This window comes from Roseateles saccharophilus (genome assembly GCF_004342485.1).
Classification (GTDB): Bacteria; Pseudomonadota; Gammaproteobacteria; order Burkholderiales; family Burkholderiaceae_C; genus Pelomonas; species Pelomonas saccharophila.
On record NZ_SMBU01000044.1, the window covers coordinates 20,090 to 36,956 of the forward strand.

General features: G+C 71.1%; 16 protein-coding genes. 13 read left to right on the forward strand and 3 right to left on the reverse strand.

The annotated features are described in order from the left end of the window. Positions 1-27 precede the first annotated feature (27 nt). The 5 genes from uraH to EV671_RS23260 all read left to right on the forward strand — a co-directional run bounded on the left by uraH (position 28) and on the right by EV671_RS23260 (position 4,676). Positions 28-381 (forward strand): hydroxyisourate hydrolase, encoded by a 354-nt coding sequence (gene uraH / locus EV671_RS23240; RefSeq protein WP_132576303.1) that lies wholly within the window; start codon positions 28-30, stop codon positions 379-381. Next, entirely contained in the window at positions 371-1,144 is a 774-nt protein-coding gene (gene xdhC, locus EV671_RS23245; protein ID WP_243655857.1) for a xanthine dehydrogenase accessory protein XdhC, read from the forward strand. The genes uraH and xdhC overlap by 11 nt, the downstream gene beginning before the upstream one ends. A gap of 88 nt (positions 1,145-1,232) precedes the next feature. Next, positions 1,233-2,438, forward strand: a complete 1,206-nt coding sequence (locus tag EV671_RS23250) for a urate hydroxylase PuuD (RefSeq protein ID WP_132576304.1) — start codon at positions 1,233-1,235, stop codon at positions 2,436-2,438. Beyond that, the gene (locus EV671_RS23255) at positions 2,435-3,721 is read left to right on the forward strand and encodes a glycerate kinase type-2 family protein (RefSeq protein ID WP_132576305.1); all 1,287 of its coding nucleotides are present in this window, start codon (positions 2,435-2,437) and stop codon (positions 3,719-3,721) included. The genes EV671_RS23250 and EV671_RS23255 overlap by 4 nt, the downstream gene beginning before the upstream one ends. 115 nt (positions 3,722-3,836) lie before the next feature. After that, a complete protein-coding gene (locus EV671_RS23260) occupies positions 3,837-4,676 on the forward strand; it encodes an HDOD domain-containing protein (protein WP_132576306.1) in 840 nt (279 codons plus the stop codon). Positions 4,677-4,714: 38 nt separating this feature from the next. Here EV671_RS23260 and EV671_RS23265 read toward each other — a convergent pair whose 3' ends face one another. Beyond that, positions 4,715-5,008 (reverse strand): GYD domain-containing protein, encoded by a 294-nt coding sequence (locus EV671_RS23265; RefSeq protein ID WP_132576307.1) that lies wholly within the window; start codon positions 5,006-5,008, stop codon positions 4,715-4,717. 235 nt (positions 5,009-5,243) lie between these two features. On the opposite strand from EV671_RS23265, the gene EV671_RS23270 reads away from it, so the two are divergent. The 5 genes from EV671_RS23270 to EV671_RS23290 all read left to right on the forward strand — a co-directional run bounded on the left by EV671_RS23270 (position 5,244) and on the right by EV671_RS23290 (position 11,831). Continuing rightward, the gene (locus tag EV671_RS23270) at positions 5,244-8,123 is read left to right on the forward strand and encodes a DUF3857 domain-containing protein (RefSeq protein WP_165917697.1); all 2,880 of its coding nucleotides are present in this window, start codon (positions 5,244-5,246) and stop codon (positions 8,121-8,123) included. A gap of 66 nt (positions 8,124-8,189) precedes the next feature. Then, entirely contained in the window at positions 8,190-9,449 is a 1,260-nt protein-coding gene (locus EV671_RS23275; protein ID WP_132576309.1) for a lipoprotein-releasing ABC transporter permease subunit, read from the forward strand. Then, entirely contained in the window at positions 9,442-10,128 is a 687-nt protein-coding gene (gene lolD, locus EV671_RS23280; protein WP_132576310.1) for a lipoprotein-releasing ABC transporter ATP-binding protein LolD, read from the forward strand. The genes EV671_RS23275 and lolD overlap by 8 nt, the downstream gene beginning before the upstream one ends. Then, positions 10,125-10,982, forward strand: a complete 858-nt coding sequence (gene purU / locus EV671_RS23285; RefSeq protein ID WP_132576311.1) for a formyltetrahydrofolate deformylase — start codon at positions 10,125-10,127, stop codon at positions 10,980-10,982. The genes lolD and purU overlap by 4 nt, the downstream gene beginning before the upstream one ends. A 15-nt stretch (positions 10,983-10,997) precedes the next feature. Next, positions 10,998-11,831: a TatD family hydrolase gene (locus EV671_RS23290; RefSeq protein WP_132576312.1), complete on the forward strand. Its 834-nt coding sequence runs from the start codon at positions 10,998-11,000 to the stop codon at positions 11,829-11,831. Here the strand turns inward: EV671_RS23290 and EV671_RS23295 are convergent. Both EV671_RS23295 and EV671_RS23300 read right to left on the reverse strand, forming a co-directional pair. Continuing rightward, a complete protein-coding gene (locus EV671_RS23295; RefSeq protein WP_132576313.1) occupies positions 11,789-12,598 on the reverse strand; it encodes a mechanosensitive ion channel family protein in 810 nt (269 codons plus the stop codon). The two genes, EV671_RS23290 and EV671_RS23295, sit on opposite strands and share 43 nt — an antisense overlap. Before the next feature lie 30 nt (positions 12,599-12,628). Then, the gene (locus tag EV671_RS23300; RefSeq protein WP_165917698.1) at positions 12,629-13,450 is read right to left on the reverse strand and encodes an MOSC domain-containing protein; all 822 of its coding nucleotides are present in this window, start codon (positions 13,448-13,450) and stop codon (positions 12,629-12,631) included. 62 nt (positions 13,451-13,512) lie between these two features. Between EV671_RS23300 and EV671_RS23305 the strand changes: the two genes are divergently transcribed. From EV671_RS23305 to tfpB, 3 genes are read left to right on the forward strand one after another with little or no spacing between them, the layout of a single operon-like run. After that, complete coding sequence (locus EV671_RS23305) at positions 13,513-14,073, forward strand: DNA-deoxyinosine glycosylase (protein WP_132576315.1); 561 nt, start codon at positions 13,513-13,515, stop codon at positions 14,071-14,073. A 17-nt stretch (positions 14,074-14,090) separates the two neighbouring features. After that, positions 14,091-14,867: a spermine/spermidine synthase domain-containing protein gene (locus tag EV671_RS23310; protein WP_132576316.1), complete on the forward strand. Its 777-nt coding sequence runs from the start codon at positions 14,091-14,093 to the stop codon at positions 14,865-14,867. 11 nt (positions 14,868-14,878) lie between these two features. Further along, complete coding sequence (tfpB, locus tag EV671_RS23315) at positions 14,879-16,684, forward strand: type IV pilus assembly ATPase TfpB (protein WP_132576317.1); 1,806 nt, start codon at positions 14,879-14,881, stop codon at positions 16,682-16,684. The last annotated feature ends 183 nt before the right edge of the window (positions 16,685-16,867 follow it).

Consider the following 16,867-nt stretch of genomic DNA (forward strand, 5'->3'; position numbering starts at 1 on the left):
AAACTTTGCCCCAACTCAGGAGATTCGATGGGCAAGCTGACCACACATGTGCTGGACACCGCCAACGGCTGCCCGGCCGCCGGCATGGCCGTGCGCCTCTACCGCTTCGATGCCGAAGGGCCGAAGTGGCTGCGCAGCCTGAGCCTGAACGCCGACGGCCGCGCCGACGGCCCGCTGCTGGACGGCCCGACGCTGACGGCCGGCCGCTACCGCCTGGTTTTCGAGGTGGCGGCCTATTTCCGTGCCCGCGGCCAGGCCCTGGCCGAGCCGGCCTTCCTGGACGAAGTGCCGCTGGACTTCGGCATCGCCGACGAGGGCTCGCACTACCACGTGCCGCTGCTGGCCTCGCCGTGGAGCTATTCGACCTACCGTGGAAGCTGAACAAACGCTGATCCTCGTCACCGTCGCCCGCACCAGCGGCAGCGTGCCGCGCGAGGTGGGTGCTTGGATGGCCGTGGCGGCCGGCACCATCACCGGCACGGTCGGCGGCGGCCATCTGGAGTTCGACGCCATCGCCCGGGCGCGCGCCGCGCTGGCTGGTGGTGCGCTGGACGAGGAAGTGCGCTACCCACTCGGTCCCAGCCTGGGGCAGTGCTGCGGCGGCGTCGTGTGGCTGCGCTTCGAGCGCGTGGCGGCGGGCGAGGACCTGGCCGCCCGCCTGCTGCGCCCGCTGCAGCGCCCGCTGGCCCTGTTCGGTGCGGGCCATGTCGGCCAGGCCATCGCCCATATCGCTCGCGAGCTGCCGCTGTCCCTGCACTGGATCGACAGTCGCGAGGGCCAGTTCCCGGCTGTGGACCCGGCCCATGACTGGCGCCAGGAGGTCTGCGACCCGCCGGCCGATGCGGTGGCCGACCTCGCGGCCGGCTCGGCCGTGCTCGTCATGAGCCACAGCCATGCCGAGGACTTCGACATCGTGGCCGCCTGCCTGAAGCGCCAGCGCGAGCGGCAGGACCTGGCCTTCATCGGCCTGATCGGCAGCCGCACGAAGTGGGCGAGCTTCCGTCAGCGGCTGCTGGCGCGGGGCTTCACGGAGGGCGAACAGGCCGAGGTCGCTTGCCCCATCGGCGTGGCCGGCGTGGCCGGCAAGCAGCCGGCCGTCATTGCGGTGGCCGTGCTGGCCCAGATCCTGGCGCTGCCCCAATAAACTGGCGCTCCGTCGCAGCGGTGTCGGGGCCGGGAAGGCCTCGCGGACGCGACCTTGAAGGCTTCACAGCACCCGCCGTGGTGGAGCCATGGAGAACCGCGACTTGGACATCTACCTGCTCGACTGGGCCAATCTGCTGCTGCGCTGGCTGCACGTCATCACCGTCATCGCCTGGATCGGTGCGTCCTTCTACTTCGTCTGGCTGGACAACCACCTCGTCAAGCCCGTGGCCGAAGACCTCAAGGCCAAGGGCGTGGACGGCGAGCTCTGGGCCGTGCACGGCGGCGGCTTCTACAACCCGCAGAAGTACATGGTGGCGCCGGGTAACCTTCCCCAGGACCTGCACTGGTTCTACTGGGAGAGCTACTGGACCTGGATGAGTGGCTTCGCCCTCTTCGTCGTGCTCTACCTGTGCAACGCCGGCCAGATGCTGGTCGACCCGCGCGTCTTCGCCTGGGGCGCGTCCTGGCAGGCGGTCGCGGCGGCCCTGGTGTTCCTGCTGATGGGCACGGTGGTCTATGAGGCGGCCTGCCAGACGCTAGGCCGCACGCGCGACGGCGGCATCGGCAACGACGGCCGCGTGCTCGCCGCCGTGGCCCTGTTCATCGTCTTCGCGAGCTGGCTGGCCTGCCAGCTGTTCGCCGGGCGCGCGGCCTTCCTGCTCGTCGGCGCGACGCTGGCGACCATGATGACGGGCAACGTCGCGCACTGGATCATCCCGGGCCAGCGCAAGGTCATCGCGCAGATGCGTGCGGGCCGGAAGCCCGACCCCATCTTTGGTGCGCGCGGTAAGCAGCGCAGCGTGCACAACACCTGGTTCGGCCTGCCGGTGCTGGTCGCGATGCTGAGCAACCACTACGGTTTCCTGTACCAGCACCCGCGGAACTGGCTTGTTCTGAGCGTGCTGATGGCCGCCGGCGTGGCCATCCGCGTGTTCTTCGTGAGGCGCCACAAGGGCGTCAACAGCTGGGGCGCGGTGGCGCTGGTCCTGGCGCTGCTGGCCGGCCTCGTCGTGTGGATGGCGCCCGCGCCTCGGCCGGCCACCGCCGCCGCGGCCGGGCCGGTCGGCCTGGCCCAGCTGCAGGCCGTCGTGGCCCCGCGCTGCCTGGCCTGCCACAGCGGCGAGGCCGCGCAAAAGGGCGTGCGCCTGGACAGCGCCGAGGGCCTGGCCGCACACCGGGCCCAGATCTACCAGCAGGTCGTCGTGCAGCGCGCGATGCCGCTGAACAACGCCACCGGCATCACCGAAGACGAACGCGCCCTGATCGGCCGCTGGACGCAGCAAGCACCATGAGCCTCGACCCACGCGCGCTGCTGCGCCAGCTCTACGACGTGGCCGTGGCCCGCGCGCTGCCGGGGCGCGTTCTTGCGGCCCATCTGCCAACCCCGCCGAAAGGACGCACGCTGGTGCTCGGCGCCGGCAAGGCGGGCGCGGCGATGGCGCAGGCGCTGGAGGCCGCCTGGCCGGCCGACGCGCCGCTGTCAGGCCTGGTCATCACGCGCTATGGCCACATCCCCGACGGCTGGCGGCCGCGGCGGCTGGAGGTGGTCGAGGCCGCCCACCCCGTGCCCGATGCCGCCGGTCTGGCCGCCAGCGCGAGGCTGCTGGCCATGACCCGCGGCCTGACGACCGACGACCTCGTCATCTGCCTGATCTCGGGCGGCGGCTCGGCGCTGCTGAGCCTGCCCGCGCCGGGGCTGACGTTGGCCGACAAGCAGGCGGTCAATCGGGCGCTGCTGAACAGCGGCGCGGCCATCGGCGAGATGAACTGCGTGCGCAAGCATCTGTCCGCCATCAAGGGCGGGCGGCTGGCGGCGGCCTGCGCGCCGGCACGCCTGCTGACGATCGCGATCAGCGACGTGCCGGGCGACGAGCCGGCCGTCATCGCCTCCGGCCCGACGGTGGCCGACGCGACGACCTGCGCCGATGCGCTGGCGATCTGCCGGCGCTACCGCATCGAGCTGCCGCCCGCCGCTGTCGCCGGCCTGGGCTCGGGCGCCTTCGAGACGCCCAAGCCGGCCGATTTCGCCCAGGCCGGCCACGAGTTCGTCATGCTGGCCACGCCGCAGATGAGCCTGGAGGCGGCGGCCGAGGCGGCGCGCGTCCAGGGCCTGGCGGCCTACATCCTCAGCGACGAGATCGAGGGCGAGTCGCGCGTCGTCGGCGGCCTGCACGCAGCCCTGGCCCGCGCGGTCGCGCGTCGCGGCCAGCCCTTTGCGCGGCCCTGCGTGATCCTGTCCGGCGGCGAGACGACGGTCACCGTCGACCCGGCCCGCCCCGCCGGCAAGGGGGGCCGGGCCACCGAGTTCCTGCTCGGTTGCGCGCTGGCGCTGCAGGGCGAACCCGGCGTGTACGCGCTGGCCGCCGACACCGATGGCATCGACGGCGTCGGCCCGCATGCCGGCGCGCTGCTCACGCCCACCAGCCTGGGCCGCGCCCGCGCCCTCGGCCTGAACCCGCAGGCCCTGCTGGACGGTCACGACAGTGCCAGCTTTTTCGCGCCGCTGGGCGACCTGCTGGTGCCCGGGCCGACGCACACCAACGTGAACGACTTCCGGGCGCTGCTGATCATTTAGGGCCTGTTCACCCCACGGCGCGGCCTGCTGCCGTGGGGTGAACAGGCACTCAGTCGTGGCAAGGCCGCGGCCTTCGTCCTAGACTGGGCCGACCGCCACTCGCCGGGGGACCGTGATGACAGCCGCTGCGGAACGCTTCTTCGTCAGGCACAACGCCCTGCCCACCATGCCCGAGGTGGCCTCGCGGCTGCTGAAGAGCTTCGACGACGACAGCGTGGGGCTGTCGCAGATCGCCGCGCTGATCGAAAAAGACGGCGCGCTGACGGCCAGGGTGCTGCGCCTGGCGAACACGGCCCACTACAGCCCTTCGCACCAGATCGGCAGCGTCGTCGACGCAGCCCATGCGCTGGGCCTGGAGACGCTGCGCAACCTCGCGATGGCGGCCTGCCTGAGCGGCGCCTTCCCGAGCGTGAAGGGCCTGGACCGCGCCGTCTTCTGGCGCCACAGCGTCGCCACGGCCAATTACGCGCGCATCCTGGCCCGCATGCTGGGTGCCGATGGCGGCACGTCCGACACCGCCTATCTCGCCGGCCTGATGCTGCGCACCGGCCAGCTGCTGATGGCCGCGGACGAGCCGCATCTGGTGGCCGACGTCGAGGCCCACGCGGCCGAGCCGGGCAGCCGCTTCTCGCTCGAGGAGCACCGTTTCGGCTGCACCCATGCCGACGTGACCGCATCGCTCGCGACGCACTGGCAGTTTCCGGCGGCGCTGGTCGAGGCCTTCAAGGATGCGAATGCGCCGCTGGAGATCCGCCCCTTCTCGCTGATCGCCGCGGTGCTGCATGTGGCCGAGGTGCTGGCCGACGCCGCCGAGCATCACGACGAGCCGGTGCATGCGCTGAAGATGGCCGTGCCCGAGCTGATCGAGCACCTGCACCTGGATCTGGAGCTGCTGGCCGCCAGGATCGCCGCCACCGGCGACCCGGCGGCCGAGGTCGAGCAGATGCTGCATTGAGCCCCGGCCCAGCGGGCCCGCCGGGCCGGGGGCCAACATCAGGGCATCTTGGCAATGATGGCCTTGGTCTCGTCGGCGCTGAAGGCACGCAGTGTCTGCGCACGGACGTTGCCCATGCTGGCGATGGCCATGCCGAAAGCGGCCGCCATCGCCTCGTCCTTGGCCTCGAATTCGCAGACGAAGTCGTACTGGCCCAGCGTCCAGTGCACGGACTTGAAGGTGATGCCGTATTCCTTGGCCATCTTCTGGGCCGCCTCGGACCGCGACACGGTCTCCTTGATCGTCTTTGCGCCCTGGTCCGTGAAGTTCATCAGGCTGATATAGGTCGCCATGGAGGTTCTCCTTGCAGGCTTGCAGCGGGGACCTGGAATCGGGGTGGGGCCAGGCCGCCGCGGATCCCCGCGCGCCGGCCGGCCCTGGGCCGCTGCGCTTGCTGCCGCGGCGGCCCGAGCAGGCTACGCCTGAATCGCCGCCCTGTCTGGTCCCGCGCCGCTGCGCATGCTGAAAACTGACGAGGCCCGGCATGACGCACTGCACAATCCCTGCCGCGACAAGCCGGGAGGCGCGATGAGTTCGAAGTTCTGGCCAGCGTTCTTTTTGCTGACCCTGTTCCTGGGCCAGGCCTCGGCTCAGACGCCGCCGGCCAAGCCGGTGGTGGCCAAGGGCGCCAAGGCCGTCTCGCCCTATCCGGCCGTGCCTGCCGGCGCGGGCTACCGTTTCGGCCCGGCGCCGGCCTGGGTCAAGCCGCTGCCGGTGGCCGGCGCCGCGGCGGCCCAACCGGCTGCACCCGGCGCGAAGGCGCGGCGCGAGCCGCTGGTGGACATGCAGGTGCAGCTCGCGCCCCGCTCCGCGACGGCCAGCTACCTGCATCTGCAGCGCGTGGCCCTGGACAGCTCCACGCTGCGCGAGGTCTCGGAGCCGCAGATCAGCTTCAACCCTGCCTACCAGCAGCTCGTCATCCACCAGATCGGCGTCATCCGTGACGGCCGGCGCGAGGACAGGCTGAAGGACGCCCGCATCGAGCTGATGCGCCGCGAGCAGCAGCTCGAGCGCCAGATGATCGATGGCGTGCGCACGGCGCTGGTCGTCATCGCCGACGTGCGCGTGGGCGACGTCGTCGACGTGGCCTACACGGTGGAGGGTGAGAACCCCATCTTCGAGGGCCGCTTCGCGGCGCTGCTGCATGTCGCGGCCGACGCGCCCATCGACCGCCTGCACCTGCGCATCGAGGGCCCGCCGCAGCGGCAGCTGCAGGTCAGGGGCATCGCCACCGACCTCGTGCCCGAGCGCTTCGAGGAGGGGGGCCGCCAGGTGCTGCGCCTGGTGCGCGAGCATGTCGCGCCGGTCGTCGACGAGGCCGCCACCCCGCCCTGGTTCAAGGTCTACCCGGCCCTGCATGTCAGCGAATACGGCAGCTGGGCCGAGGTGGACCAGTGGGCGCAGCGCCTGTTCGCGCCCGAACCCATGCAGCCGGCCGTGGCCGAGCGCGTCGCCGCGATCAAGGCCGAGGGCGGCACGCCCGAGCAGCAGGTGGCCGCGGCACTGCGCTTCGTGCAGGACGAGGTGCGCTACTTCTCCGTCAGCCTGGGCGAGAGCTCGCACCGGCCCAAGGCCCCGTCGAAGACGCTGGCCGAGCGCCTGGGCGATTGCAAGGACAAGGTCATGCTGCTGAACGCACTGCTGGCCGGCTTGGGGCTAGACGCCAGGCCCACGCTGGTGTCCATGCAGCGCAACCGCGGCCTGGTCAACTTCCTGCCTTCGCATGACAGCTTCGACCACGTCATCAGCCGCGTGCAGGTCGGCGAGCAGGTCTATTTCCTCGACCCGACGATCAACGGCCAGGGCCTGACGCTGGACAGGCGCGGCTACTACCCCTACGGCGCCGGCCTGGTCGTCGGTGGCCAGGCTCCGGGTGAAAGCGAGGCGCCCGTCGCCATCGCGCCGCCGGCCTTCGCGGTGGACGCGATGAGCTACCGCCAGGACTGGGACCTGTCCGACCTGAAGCGCCCCGCCCGGCTGACCACGTCCTTCAAGGCCAGCGGCCTGGCCGCCGAGCGCTGGCGCGCCATGGTGGCCCAGGCCGGCACCGACCGCCTGGCCGAGGCCATCGGCGGGCATTACGTCAAGGCCGTGCCCGGCCTGGTCAGCGTCGGCACGCCGGTGCTGGTGGACGACCGCGCGGCCAACGAGCTCGAGCTCAGGCTGGCCTTCGAGCATCCCGCGCCGGGCGTGTACGCGCGCGGCATGCTGGAGCTGGAGCTGCCGGCCATCGAGCTGGGTGACGCGCTGGCCCTGCCGCCCGAGGCGCGCCGGCGCTACCCCTTCATGCTGGACGGCCCCCGCCGCATGGAGCTGCGCATCGCCGTCACCGGCCCGCAGCCCTTCACGGCCGCGCCGCCGGCGCCACAACAGGTCGCCGACAAGCACTTCAGCTTGCAATCCCGCGTGGAGACCCAGGGCAGCAGCCTCGTCGCCGTCAGCCGCTACGAGCGGCGCGGCGACGAGGTACTGCCGGCCGACCTCGAGGGCTACCGCGAGCGCGTCGGCCGCGCGCGGCAGCTGTCCAGCAGCCGGGCCCGGATGGCGCTGCTGGACTTCCGCGACAAGTCGCTGGAGCCCGAGTTCGCCGCCATCGACCTGCGCCTGGCCAAGTACCGCGGCACGCGGCCCGACGCGCTGCTGCAGATCCTGCAGGCCAGCGAGATCACCCGCCTGGTCGGGCAGCTGCTGCTGCCCAGGCTGGAGCCCGGCAGCCGCCTCGCGGCCCGCGTGCTGGCCGAGCGCGCCCAGGCCGGCAACACCCTGGGCGACTTCGCCGGCGCGCTGCGCGATGCCGAACTCGCCCTGCAGGGCCAGCCGCCCGCCGAGGAGGCCGCCGCCGCGCTGGAGGCCAAGGGCGTGGCCCTGGTCGGCCTGGCACGGCCGGCCGAGGCGCTGGCCGCCTTCAGCAGCCAGGCCCGGCTCGACAGCGGCAGCCGGCCCGGCGCCTGGCTGGGCACAGCCCACTTCATGCTGGGCGACTACGCCCAGGCCGAGGCGGCGCTGCGCGACAACGCCGCCAACGTCAGCGGCGAGGCGCGCCACTTCACGCTGCTGTGGCTCTACCTCGCGGCCGAGCGCCAGGGCGGGCGTGGTCAGGCCGCCATCGCCGACGAGGTGGCCAGCGTGGACAGCACGCGCGAGGAATGGGGCGGCGTGCTGCTGCGCTACCTGGGCGGCGCACTGGACCGCGACGCGCTGCTGAAGGCCGCGCGCGCCAAGCCCGAGCAGGAGAGGCTGCGCCTGGCTGAGGCCTATTTCTTCATCGGCCAGCAGCTCGCGGCCCAGGGCCGGCGCGGCGAGGCGCTGCCGTGGTTCGAGCGCACGGTGTCGACCCAGGCCGTGCCCTACCGCGAAGTCACGCTTGCGCAGTGGGAGCTGCGCCGAGGCCCGAACGAGAGGCCGTGATCGGGCAGGAGGCTGGGGCCGCCAGTTACCATGCCGGCCCCATGCCCGACGCCGCACATCCGCCCCATGTCCCTGCCGTTTGAACTCCAGGTCGGCTGGCGCTACGTCCGCGCCGGCCGGGGCGGGCGGCGCAACCGCTTCATCAGCTTCATCTCGGGCGTGTCCATGGTGGGCATCGCGCTGGGCGTGATGGCCCTCATCGTCGTGCTGTCGGTCATGAACGGCTTCCAGCAGGAGGTGCGCGACCGCATGCTCAACGTCATCGCCCACGTCGAGCTGCTGGATTACGCCGGCCAGGCCCTGCCCGACTGGCAGGCCACGGCGGCCAAGGCGCGGGCCAACCCCGAGGTCGTCGGCGCGGCGCCCTTCATCGCCACGCAGAGCCTGATCGCCCACGGCGGCGACGACATGCGCGGCGCCGTCATCCGCGGCATCTCACCGGCCGACGAGGCCCAGGTCACCGGCCTGGGCGCCCAGCTCAAGGACGCGGCCTTCGCCAAGCTGCAGCCGGGTGCCTGGAACATCGTGCTGGGTGCCGAGCTGGCCCGCCAGCTCAATGTGGGCGTGGGCGACAAGGTCACGCTGGTGGCGCCGGGCGGTCAAGTCACGCCGGCCGGCGTCGTGCCGCGGCTGCGTGCGTTCACGGTGGCGGGCACCTTCAGCGCCGGCCACTACGAGTACGACTCGGGCCTGGCCATGGTCCACCTCGACGACGCGGCCAAGCTCTTCCGTACCGGCGGCCCGACCGGCGTGCAGCTGCGGCTGCGCGACGTGCACGAGTCCCGCCGCGTGGCCGGTGAACTGGCGCGCAGCATGGGCCCCGACATCCTGGTGCGCGACTGGACGCGCGCCAACGCGACCTGGTTCGACGCCGTGCAGATCGAGAAACGCATGATGAGCATCGTGCTGTCGCTGATCGTCGCCGTCGCGGCCTTCAACCTTGTCTCCACGCTGGTGATGACGGTGACCGACAAGCAGAGCGACATCGCCATCCTGCGCACCCTGGGCGCCAGCCCGCGCTCCATCATGGGCATCTTCATCGTGCAGGGGGCCGTGTCCGGCGTCATCGGCACGCTGGCCGGCGTGGTGCTGGGCCTGCTCGTGGCCTTCAACATCGACATCATCGTGCCGGCCATCGAGCATCTGCTGAACGTCAGCTTCCTGCCCGGCAGCATCTACGTCATCAGCCAGATGCCCAGCGACCCGCAGCAGGGCGACATCGTGCCCATCGCCCTCGTGTCCCTGGTGCTGGCCTTCCTGGCCACCCTCTACCCGAGCTGGCGCGCCAGCCGCGTGCAGCCGGCGGAGGCGCTGCGCTATGAATGAGCTCGTCGTACAGGCCACCGGCCTGACCCGCCGCTTCCACGAGGGCAGCCTGGACGTGACCGTGCTGCGCGGCATCGACCTCGCCGTGAAGCGGGGCGAGACCCTGGCCATCGTCGGCGCCTCGGGCTCGGGCAAGAGCACGCTGCTGCACCTGCTCGGTGGCCTGGATGCGCCCACCGCCGGCGGCGTCACGCTGATGGGCCGCGCGCTGGCCGGCATGGACGAGGCCGAGCGCGGCCACTGGCGCAACCAGCACCTGGGCTTCGTCTACCAGTTCCATCACCTGCTGCCCGAGTTCAGCGCGCTGGACAACGTCGCGATGCCGCTGCGCATCCGCCGGCAGACGCCGGCCGAGGCTCGCGCCGCAGCGGCCGACATGCTGGCCCGCGTCGGCCTGAAGGACCGCGGCCTGCACCGCCCGGCCGAGCTGTCCGGCGGCGAGCGCCAGCGCGTCGCGATTGCCCGTGCACTGGTCGCGCGGCCGGCCTGCGTGCTGGCCGACGAGCCCACCGGCAACCTCGACCGCGACACGGCCGACGCCGTCTTCGCGCTGATGCTGGAGCGCGCCCGCGAGCAGGGCACGGCCTTCATCCTCGTCACCCACGACCGCGACCTCGCGGCGCGCTGCGACCGGCAACTGCGACTGGTTGCGGGGCAATTCCAATCGACTCCTGCATGACCATGCCGCGCTTTGTTCTCAAGCTCTCCTGCCCGGACCGCGCCGGCATCGTGCACGCGGTGACCGGCGTGCTGCTGCAGCAGGGCGGCAACATCGTCACCTCCCACCAGCACGGCGACCCCGACCATGCGCGCTTCTTCATGCGCATCGAGTTCGAGGCCCAGGCGGAAGAGGGGGCGCTGCAGGCCGCCTTCGCGCCGCTGGCGGCGCAGTTCGGCATGGATTGGGAGCTGGTGGCGCGTGCCCGCAAGACCCGTGTGCTGCTGCTGGTGTCCAAGCTCGGCCACTGCCTGAACGACCTGCTGTTCCGCGTGCAGACCGGGCATCTGAATGTCGAGATCCCGGCCATCGTGTCCAACCACCGCGACTTCTACCAGCTCGCGGCCTCGCACAACATTCCCTTCCACCACTTCCCGCTGCTGGGCGCGACGGACGCGCAGAAGGCCGCGCAGGAGGCCAAGATCCGCGAGGTCATGGCCGACAACGACATCGACCTCGTCGTGCTGGCGCGCTATATGCAGATCCTGTCGCCGGAGCTGTGCCGCGATCTGTCGGGCAAGGCCATCAACATCCACCACAGCTTCCTGCCCAGCTTCAAGGGCGCCAAGCCCTACCACCAAGCCTATGAGCGCGGCGTGAAGCTGATCGGCGCGACCGCCCACTACGTGACCAGCGACCTCGACGAGGGCCCCATCATCGAGCAGGAGGTCGCGCGCATCGACCACAGCTACACGCCCGAGCAGCTCGTCGGCATCGGCCGCGACATGGAATGCGTGGCGCTGGCACGGGCCATCCAGTGGCATGCCGAGCATCGCGTGCTGCTGAACGGCAACCGGACCGTCGTCTTCCGCTGAGTTACAACGAGAGGCATGTGGATCGACACCCACTGCCACCTCGACGCGGCCGAGTTCGACGCCGACCGTGACGGCGTGGTCGCGCGGGCGCGGGCGGCGGGTCTCACGCAGATTGTCATCCCCGCTGTTGAGGCGGCCAACTTCGACAGCGTGCGCCTGCTGGCGATCCGCCAGGGCTTCGCCTATGCGCTGGGCATCCACCCGCTCTATGTGATGCGGGCCAGCGAGGGCGACCTCGCCGTGCTGGCCGAGGCGCTGGCCACGCACCACATCGACCCGCGCCTCGTCGCCGTCGGCGAGATCGGCCTGGACTTCTTCGTGCCCGGGTTGGATGCCGCGACCCAGCAGCATTTCTACGTCGAGCAGCTCAGGCTCGCGAAGCGCTTCGAGCTGCCCGTCATCCTGCATGTGCGCCGCAGCGCGGACCAGCTGCTGGCCGGCCTGCGCCGCGTCGGCTTCACGCGGGGCGGTATTGCGCATGCCTTCAATGGCAGCGAGCAGCAGGCCCGGGCCTTCATCGACCTCGGCTTCAAGCTCGGCTTCGGCGGGACGTTGACCTTCGAGCGCTCGCTGCAGATCCGCCGCCTGGCGGCCTCATTGCCCGAAGAGGCCTTGGTGCTGGAGACCGACGCGCCCGACATCCCGCCGCAGTGGCTCTACAAGACGGCCGGGCAGCGCGCGGCCGGCGCGACCGCGCGCAACGAGCCGGGCGAACTGCCGCGCGTCGCCGCGAGCCTGGCCGCACTGCGCGGCTGGACGCCGGAGCGGACGGCCGCCATCACGACGGCCAATGCGCAGGAAGCGCTTCAGCGGTTGCGCGGGCTGATGGGTGTTTCCGGCACCGGGTAGCCCGCCGCGCCGAAGGTCGCGACGACGACCTTGTGGGTGTCGAAATAGACCTGCCAGTAGTGGTCGGTGTGGCAATAGGGCCGCACGCACAGCAGCGGGCCCTCGGGCGTGAACTGCAGGATCTCGATGTCGGGCGCCGGCTGGGCCAGCACATTGGGTATGGCCGCGACAACGGGCTTGAGGCGGGCGATGGCGTCCAGCGGGTCGACGCTGTTGGCGACCTTGGCGACGCAGTCGACGCGGCGGTGCGGCAAGGTCGAATAGTTCTGGATGGCGCTGCTGAAGATGGTGTTGTTGCCGACGATGGTGTGCACGTTGTCGGGCGACGTGAAGGTGGTGCCGAACAGGCCGATCTCGGTCACCGTGCCGGTCACGCCGCCGGCCTGGATGAAGTCGCCGACCTTGAAGGGACGCAGCACCTGCATGAAGACGCCGGCCGCGAAGTGGGTCAGCAGCCCGCCCCAGGCCGTGCCTATGGCCAAGCCGGCGCCGGCCAGCAGGGCCGCGAAGGAGGTGGTCTTGACGCCGAAGATGTCCAGGATGGCGAGGACGAGGACGATGTTCAGCAGCACGCCGAGGATGGAGCGCAGATAGGCCGACAGCGTCGAGTCGATGCGCTTGCCGCGCTCCAGTGCGGCCGTGAAGATGCGCAGTGCCAGCGCGATCAGCCAGCGGCCGACGACCCAGGCGGCGATGGCGGCCAGCACCTTGAGGCCGAAGTCGGCACCCTGTGTGCTCAGAAAGGTCCAGATGGCTTCCGTGTTCATGCCTGCTTCCTCCGGTTGAAGTCCATGGATTCAGAGATTGCCAAAGTCCAGTGACAGCTCGACGCGGTCGCCCACGCCGAGCCAGCCGGCGCCGCTGCCGTTCAGGTAGACGCCGAACTGCACCGGTGCACCCGGCGCACGCTCGGCGCTGAGCCGTGCCAGCGCCTCGAGCGCCGGCGGCTGGGTCTTGCCGCTGGCCGGGTCCACCGTGGGCACGACGCAGCGCACGCAGGGCGTGGTGCGCCTGAGCCTGAGGCTGCCGACGCGCATCTCGACGAGGATGTCCTCGATGAAGGCAGGCAGCTCACCACCCGCCTCGGCGCCGAGCAGCAGGTTGGGGCGGGCGCGCTGGGCCAGGCCGGCCAGGGGCTGGGCCAGCGCCTGCTGCCAGGCCTGCAGCGAGCCGTCGCCGACGAGGTGCAGCGCGTTCAGCCCCGGGCGGCGCCGGGCCTCGGCACTCAGGCGCACGAGGCGCAGGCGCTCGCCAGTCGTCGCACGCAGCAGCGCCGCGGCGTCGTCGCCGGCATCCCAGCCGTCGAACTGGTCGAAGTCCTGGCGCTCGCCGTTCCAGGCACGCAGCTCGACCGGCTGGCCGGCGTCGGGCGGCAGCGCGAGCCCGCGGCCGCCGGCCTGCAGCTCCAGCCGCTCGGGCGTGAGCCTCGCCTTCACCAGCGCCAGGCGCGGGTGGGCGCCCATCCAGGTCAGCTCGCCGGCGGCGTCGGCGATGGCCCAGCCGCGGTCGTCCTCCGGCCAGCCGTCGGCATCCAGCTTCAGCGCGTCGACCGCCTCGCCGGCGCAGGCCTTGACCGGGTAGCGCCACAGGCCGGTGATGCGCGCGACGAGATCAGCCATGGCGGCGCAGGCGCGGGGCGCTGACACACTCCGGGGTGTTCGAGACCAAGTTCTTTCCTCCCTTGCCGACCCGTCCATCTTCGCCGCGCCGCCGCGCGGCCACCAATCCCGCAAACCCCGAGGCCGCGCCGCGCCTGAGCGGCCTGGCGCCGGTGTCCGACGCCGGCGTGCGCGTGCTGGTGCTGGGCAGCTTCCCCGGCGTGGCATCGCTGCAGGCGGCGCAGTACTACGCCCATCCGCGCAATGCCTTCTGGCGCGTGATGGCGGCGCTGCTGGGCGAGGCGGGCCTGCCGGGCCAGCCCTATGCGCTGCGGCTGCGCACGCTGCTGGCGCATGGCGTGGGCCTGTGGGACGCAGTGGCCTCCTGCCGGCGCGAGGGCAGCCTGGACACGGCCATCGAGGCGGCGGCGCCCAGCGACTTGGCCGAGCTGCTGCCGCGCCTGCCGGCGCTGCGCGCCATCGCCTGCAACGGCGCGCTGGCCCACCGCGAGACGCAGGCCATCCTCGGCGACGCGGGCCTGCCGCTGCTGCGCCTGCCCTCCACCAGCCCGGCCCATGCCGGCCTGAGCCTGGACGACAAGATTGCCGCCTGGCGCGCCGGCCTCGGCCCGCATCTGGCGTGACCTAGGATGCCCGCCTGATGACGAAAACTAAAAAACCGACCTGGGGCCCGGCGACGCTGAGCGAGTTCGACGGCGTACGCTTCCTGCACCTGGACTCGATCTGGGTGCAGGGCGCAATGCGCATCCGCAAGCCCGATCAGATCGAGCTCGAATATGTGCAGCGCATGTGTGCCTGGATGCTGTGGCGTGACCCGGCCCTGCTGGGCGAGGGCCATGCCGTGCAGCTCGGGCTGGGCGCCGCGGCGCTGACGCGCTTTTGTCATGGTCCGCTGAAGATGCAGACCACGGCGGTCGAGATCAACCCCGAGGTCATCGCGGCCTGCCGGCAGTGGTTCCGGCTGCCGCCCAACGATGCGCGGCTGAACGTCGTCAATGAGGATGCGGCGCGCTGGGTGACTGCAGATGCCAACCTGCAGACCGCCGACGTGCTGAACGTGGACCTCTACGACCACGACGCCGCCTCGCCGGTGCTGGATGACGAGGCTTTCTACGCCGCATGCCGCGGCGTGCTGGCGGACGGCGGGCTGATGACGGTCAACCTGTTCGGCCGCAGTGCGAGCTTTGCGCGCAGCGCGCTGCGCATCGCCCGGGCCTTCGGCTCCGACCAGGTCTGGAGCCTGGCGCCGACGAAGGAGGGCAACACCATCGTCGTCGCGGCGCGCGGCGTGCAGGTGCCGCACCGGGACGTGCTGGAGCAGCGCGCGGCTAATATCGAATCGCGCTTCAAGCTGCCGGCCCGCAAGTGGCTGCGCCTCGTGAGGCCGCTGCCGATGAGCATCCTGCAAGCGCTTTGAGCCCGACACCGATGAACCCGAAGCCCAGACCCGCCACCGTGCCGTCCTCGCCTTCGTCCACCTCCTCGACCAGGCCCGAGGGCCGGCTGGAGTGGCGGCAGCTGTTGAAGTGGCTGCTGCGAGATGGCCTCATCGACGAGGCCCAGGCCAACCGCACCGAGCAGCGCTTCGCGGCCGGCGACAGCGCGCTGCCCCCGCTGGTGCGCCTGGGCCACGCCAGCCTCGTGCACCTGGCCACGGGCAAGCCGCTGGACGTGGACGCGCTGTCCGAGTGGCTGGCCGTGCGCGCGGGCCTGCCCTATCTGCGCATCGACCCGTTGAAGGTGGACGTGGGCCGCGTGGGCGACGTGATGTCCATCGGCTATGCCGAGGCCAAGCGCTGCCTGCCGGTGCAGTTCGGGCTGACGGACGTGACCATCGCGACCTCCGAGCCCTTCGACACCGCCTGGGTGGCGCAGATCGAGTCGCATGTGCGCAAGCCGGTCAAGCTGGTCGTCGCCAACCCGCTGGAGATCGCGCGCTACACGACCGAGTTCTTCACGCTGGCCCGCTCGGTGCGCGCGGCAACCAAGGCCGGCGAGCAGAGCCAGGTGGCGAGCTTCGAGCAGCTCGTCGAACTGGGCAGGAGCAACAAGCAGCTCGACGCCAACGACCAGGGCGTCGTGCAGGTCGTCGACTGGCTGTGGCAGTACGCCTTCGATCAGCGCGCCAGCGACATCCACCTGGAGCCGCGCCGCGAGATGGGCGTGATCCGTTTCCGCATCGACGGCGTGCTGCACACGGTCTACCAGCTGCCGCCCACGGTGATGAGCGCGATGACATCGCGCATCAAGCTGCTCGGCCGCATGGACGTGGTGGAGAAGCGCCGCCCGTTGGACGGCCGCATCAAGACGCGCAACCCGGCCGGCGACGAGGTCGAAATGCGCCTGTCGACGCTGCCCACGGCCTTCGGCGAGAAGATGGTCATGCGCATCTTCGACCCCGACACGGCGGTGAAGGACCTGGCCTCGCTGGGCTTCGGCCAGCACGACTCCGACCGCTGGGAGGCGCTGGTCAAGCAGCCCCACGGCATCATCCTGGTGACCGGCCCGACCGGCAGCGGCAAGACGACGACGCTCTATTCCACGCTCAAGCGCCTGGCAACGGACGAGGTCAACGTCACCACCATCGAAGACCCGATCGAGATGATCGAGCCGGCCTTCAACCAGACCCAGGTGCAGAACCAGCTGGACTTCGGCTTCGCCGAGGGCCTGCGCGCGCTGATGCGCCAGGACCCGGACATCATCATGGTCGGCGAGATCCGCGACCTGGAGACGGCGGAGATGGCCATCCAGGCGGCGCTGACCGGCCACCTCGTCTTCAGCACCCTGCACACCAACGATTCGGTGTCGGCCATCACGCGGCTGCAGGATCTGGGCGTGCCGAGCTATCTGATCAGCGCCACCGTCATCGGCGTGCTGGCACAGCGCCTGGTGCGCACGCTATGCCCTCACTGCAAACAGCCCGACCCGGCGGTGACGCGCGAAAGCCTCAACGAGCTGGTGCGCCACTGGCGGTTGGGCGGCGGCGTCAAGCCCTACAAGCCGGTGGGCTGCCTCGAATGCCGCAATACGGGTTTCCGGGGCCGGGCCGGCCTGTACGAGTTGCTGACGGTGAGCGAGGGGGTCAAGACGTCACTGGGCGACCTCGGCGCCCTGCGCCGCCAGGCCGTGCAGGAGGGACTGCGCCCGTTGCGCCTGGCCGGGGCGATGAAGGTGGCCGAGGGCGTCACCACCATTGAGGAAGTCCTGCGCAGCACGCCTGCATGGGAGGGCTAGGTTGGGCTCGCCGGCGAACTCCTGAATCGGTGATTGATCAGGCCGACGGGAACTTTCGCTTCGATTTGCCGAACTTCTTGCCATCCCCAAAAAACCTGTGCTACAGTAGCGGGCTTCGCTGATCACAACGCGGTGCTTGTCGGGAACGGCAGCTGGCGGCGGTGAGATTGGCGAAGCGGGCCG

Bases quoted from the DNA above. Each gene is read 5' to 3' on its own strand.
- uraH (WP_132576303.1), top strand. From the start codon at position 28: ATGGGCAAGCTGACCACACATGTGCTGGACACCGCCAACGGCTGCCCG.
- EV671_RS23250 (WP_132576304.1), top strand. From the start codon at position 1,233: ATGGAGAACCGCGACTTGGACATCTACCTGCTCGACTGGGCCAATCTG.
- EV671_RS23255 (WP_132576305.1), top strand. From the start codon at position 2,435: ATGAGCCTCGACCCACGCGCGCTGCTGCGCCAGCTCTACGACGTGGCC.
- EV671_RS23260 (WP_132576306.1), top strand. From the start codon at position 3,837: ATGACAGCCGCTGCGGAACGCTTCTTCGTCAGGCACAACGCCCTGCCC.
- EV671_RS23265 (WP_132576307.1), bottom strand. From the start codon at position 5,008: ATGGCGACCTATATCAGCCTGATGAACTTCACGGACCAGGGCGCAAAG.
- EV671_RS23270 (WP_165917697.1), top strand. From the start codon at position 5,244: ATGAGTTCGAAGTTCTGGCCAGCGTTCTTTTTGCTGACCCTGTTCCTG.
- EV671_RS23275 (WP_132576309.1), top strand. From the start codon at position 8,190: ATGTCCCTGCCGTTTGAACTCCAGGTCGGCTGGCGCTACGTCCGCGCC.
- lolD (WP_132576310.1), top strand. From the start codon at position 9,442: ATGAATGAGCTCGTCGTACAGGCCACCGGCCTGACCCGCCGCTTCCAC.
- purU (WP_132576311.1), top strand. From the start codon at position 10,125: ATGACCATGCCGCGCTTTGTTCTCAAGCTCTCCTGCCCGGACCGCGCC.
- EV671_RS23290 (WP_132576312.1), top strand. From the start codon at position 10,998: ATGTGGATCGACACCCACTGCCACCTCGACGCGGCCGAGTTCGACGCC.
- EV671_RS23295 (WP_132576313.1), bottom strand. From the start codon at position 12,598: ATGAACACGGAAGCCATCTGGACCTTTCTGAGCACACAGGGTGCCGAC.
- EV671_RS23300 (WP_165917698.1), bottom strand. From the start codon at position 13,450: ATGGCTGATCTCGTCGCGCGCATCACCGGCCTGTGGCGCTACCCGGTC.
- EV671_RS23310 (WP_132576316.1), top strand. From the start codon at position 14,091: ATGACGAAAACTAAAAAACCGACCTGGGGCCCGGCGACGCTGAGCGAG.
- tfpB (WP_132576317.1), top strand. From the start codon at position 14,879: ATGAACCCGAAGCCCAGACCCGCCACCGTGCCGTCCTCGCCTTCGTCC.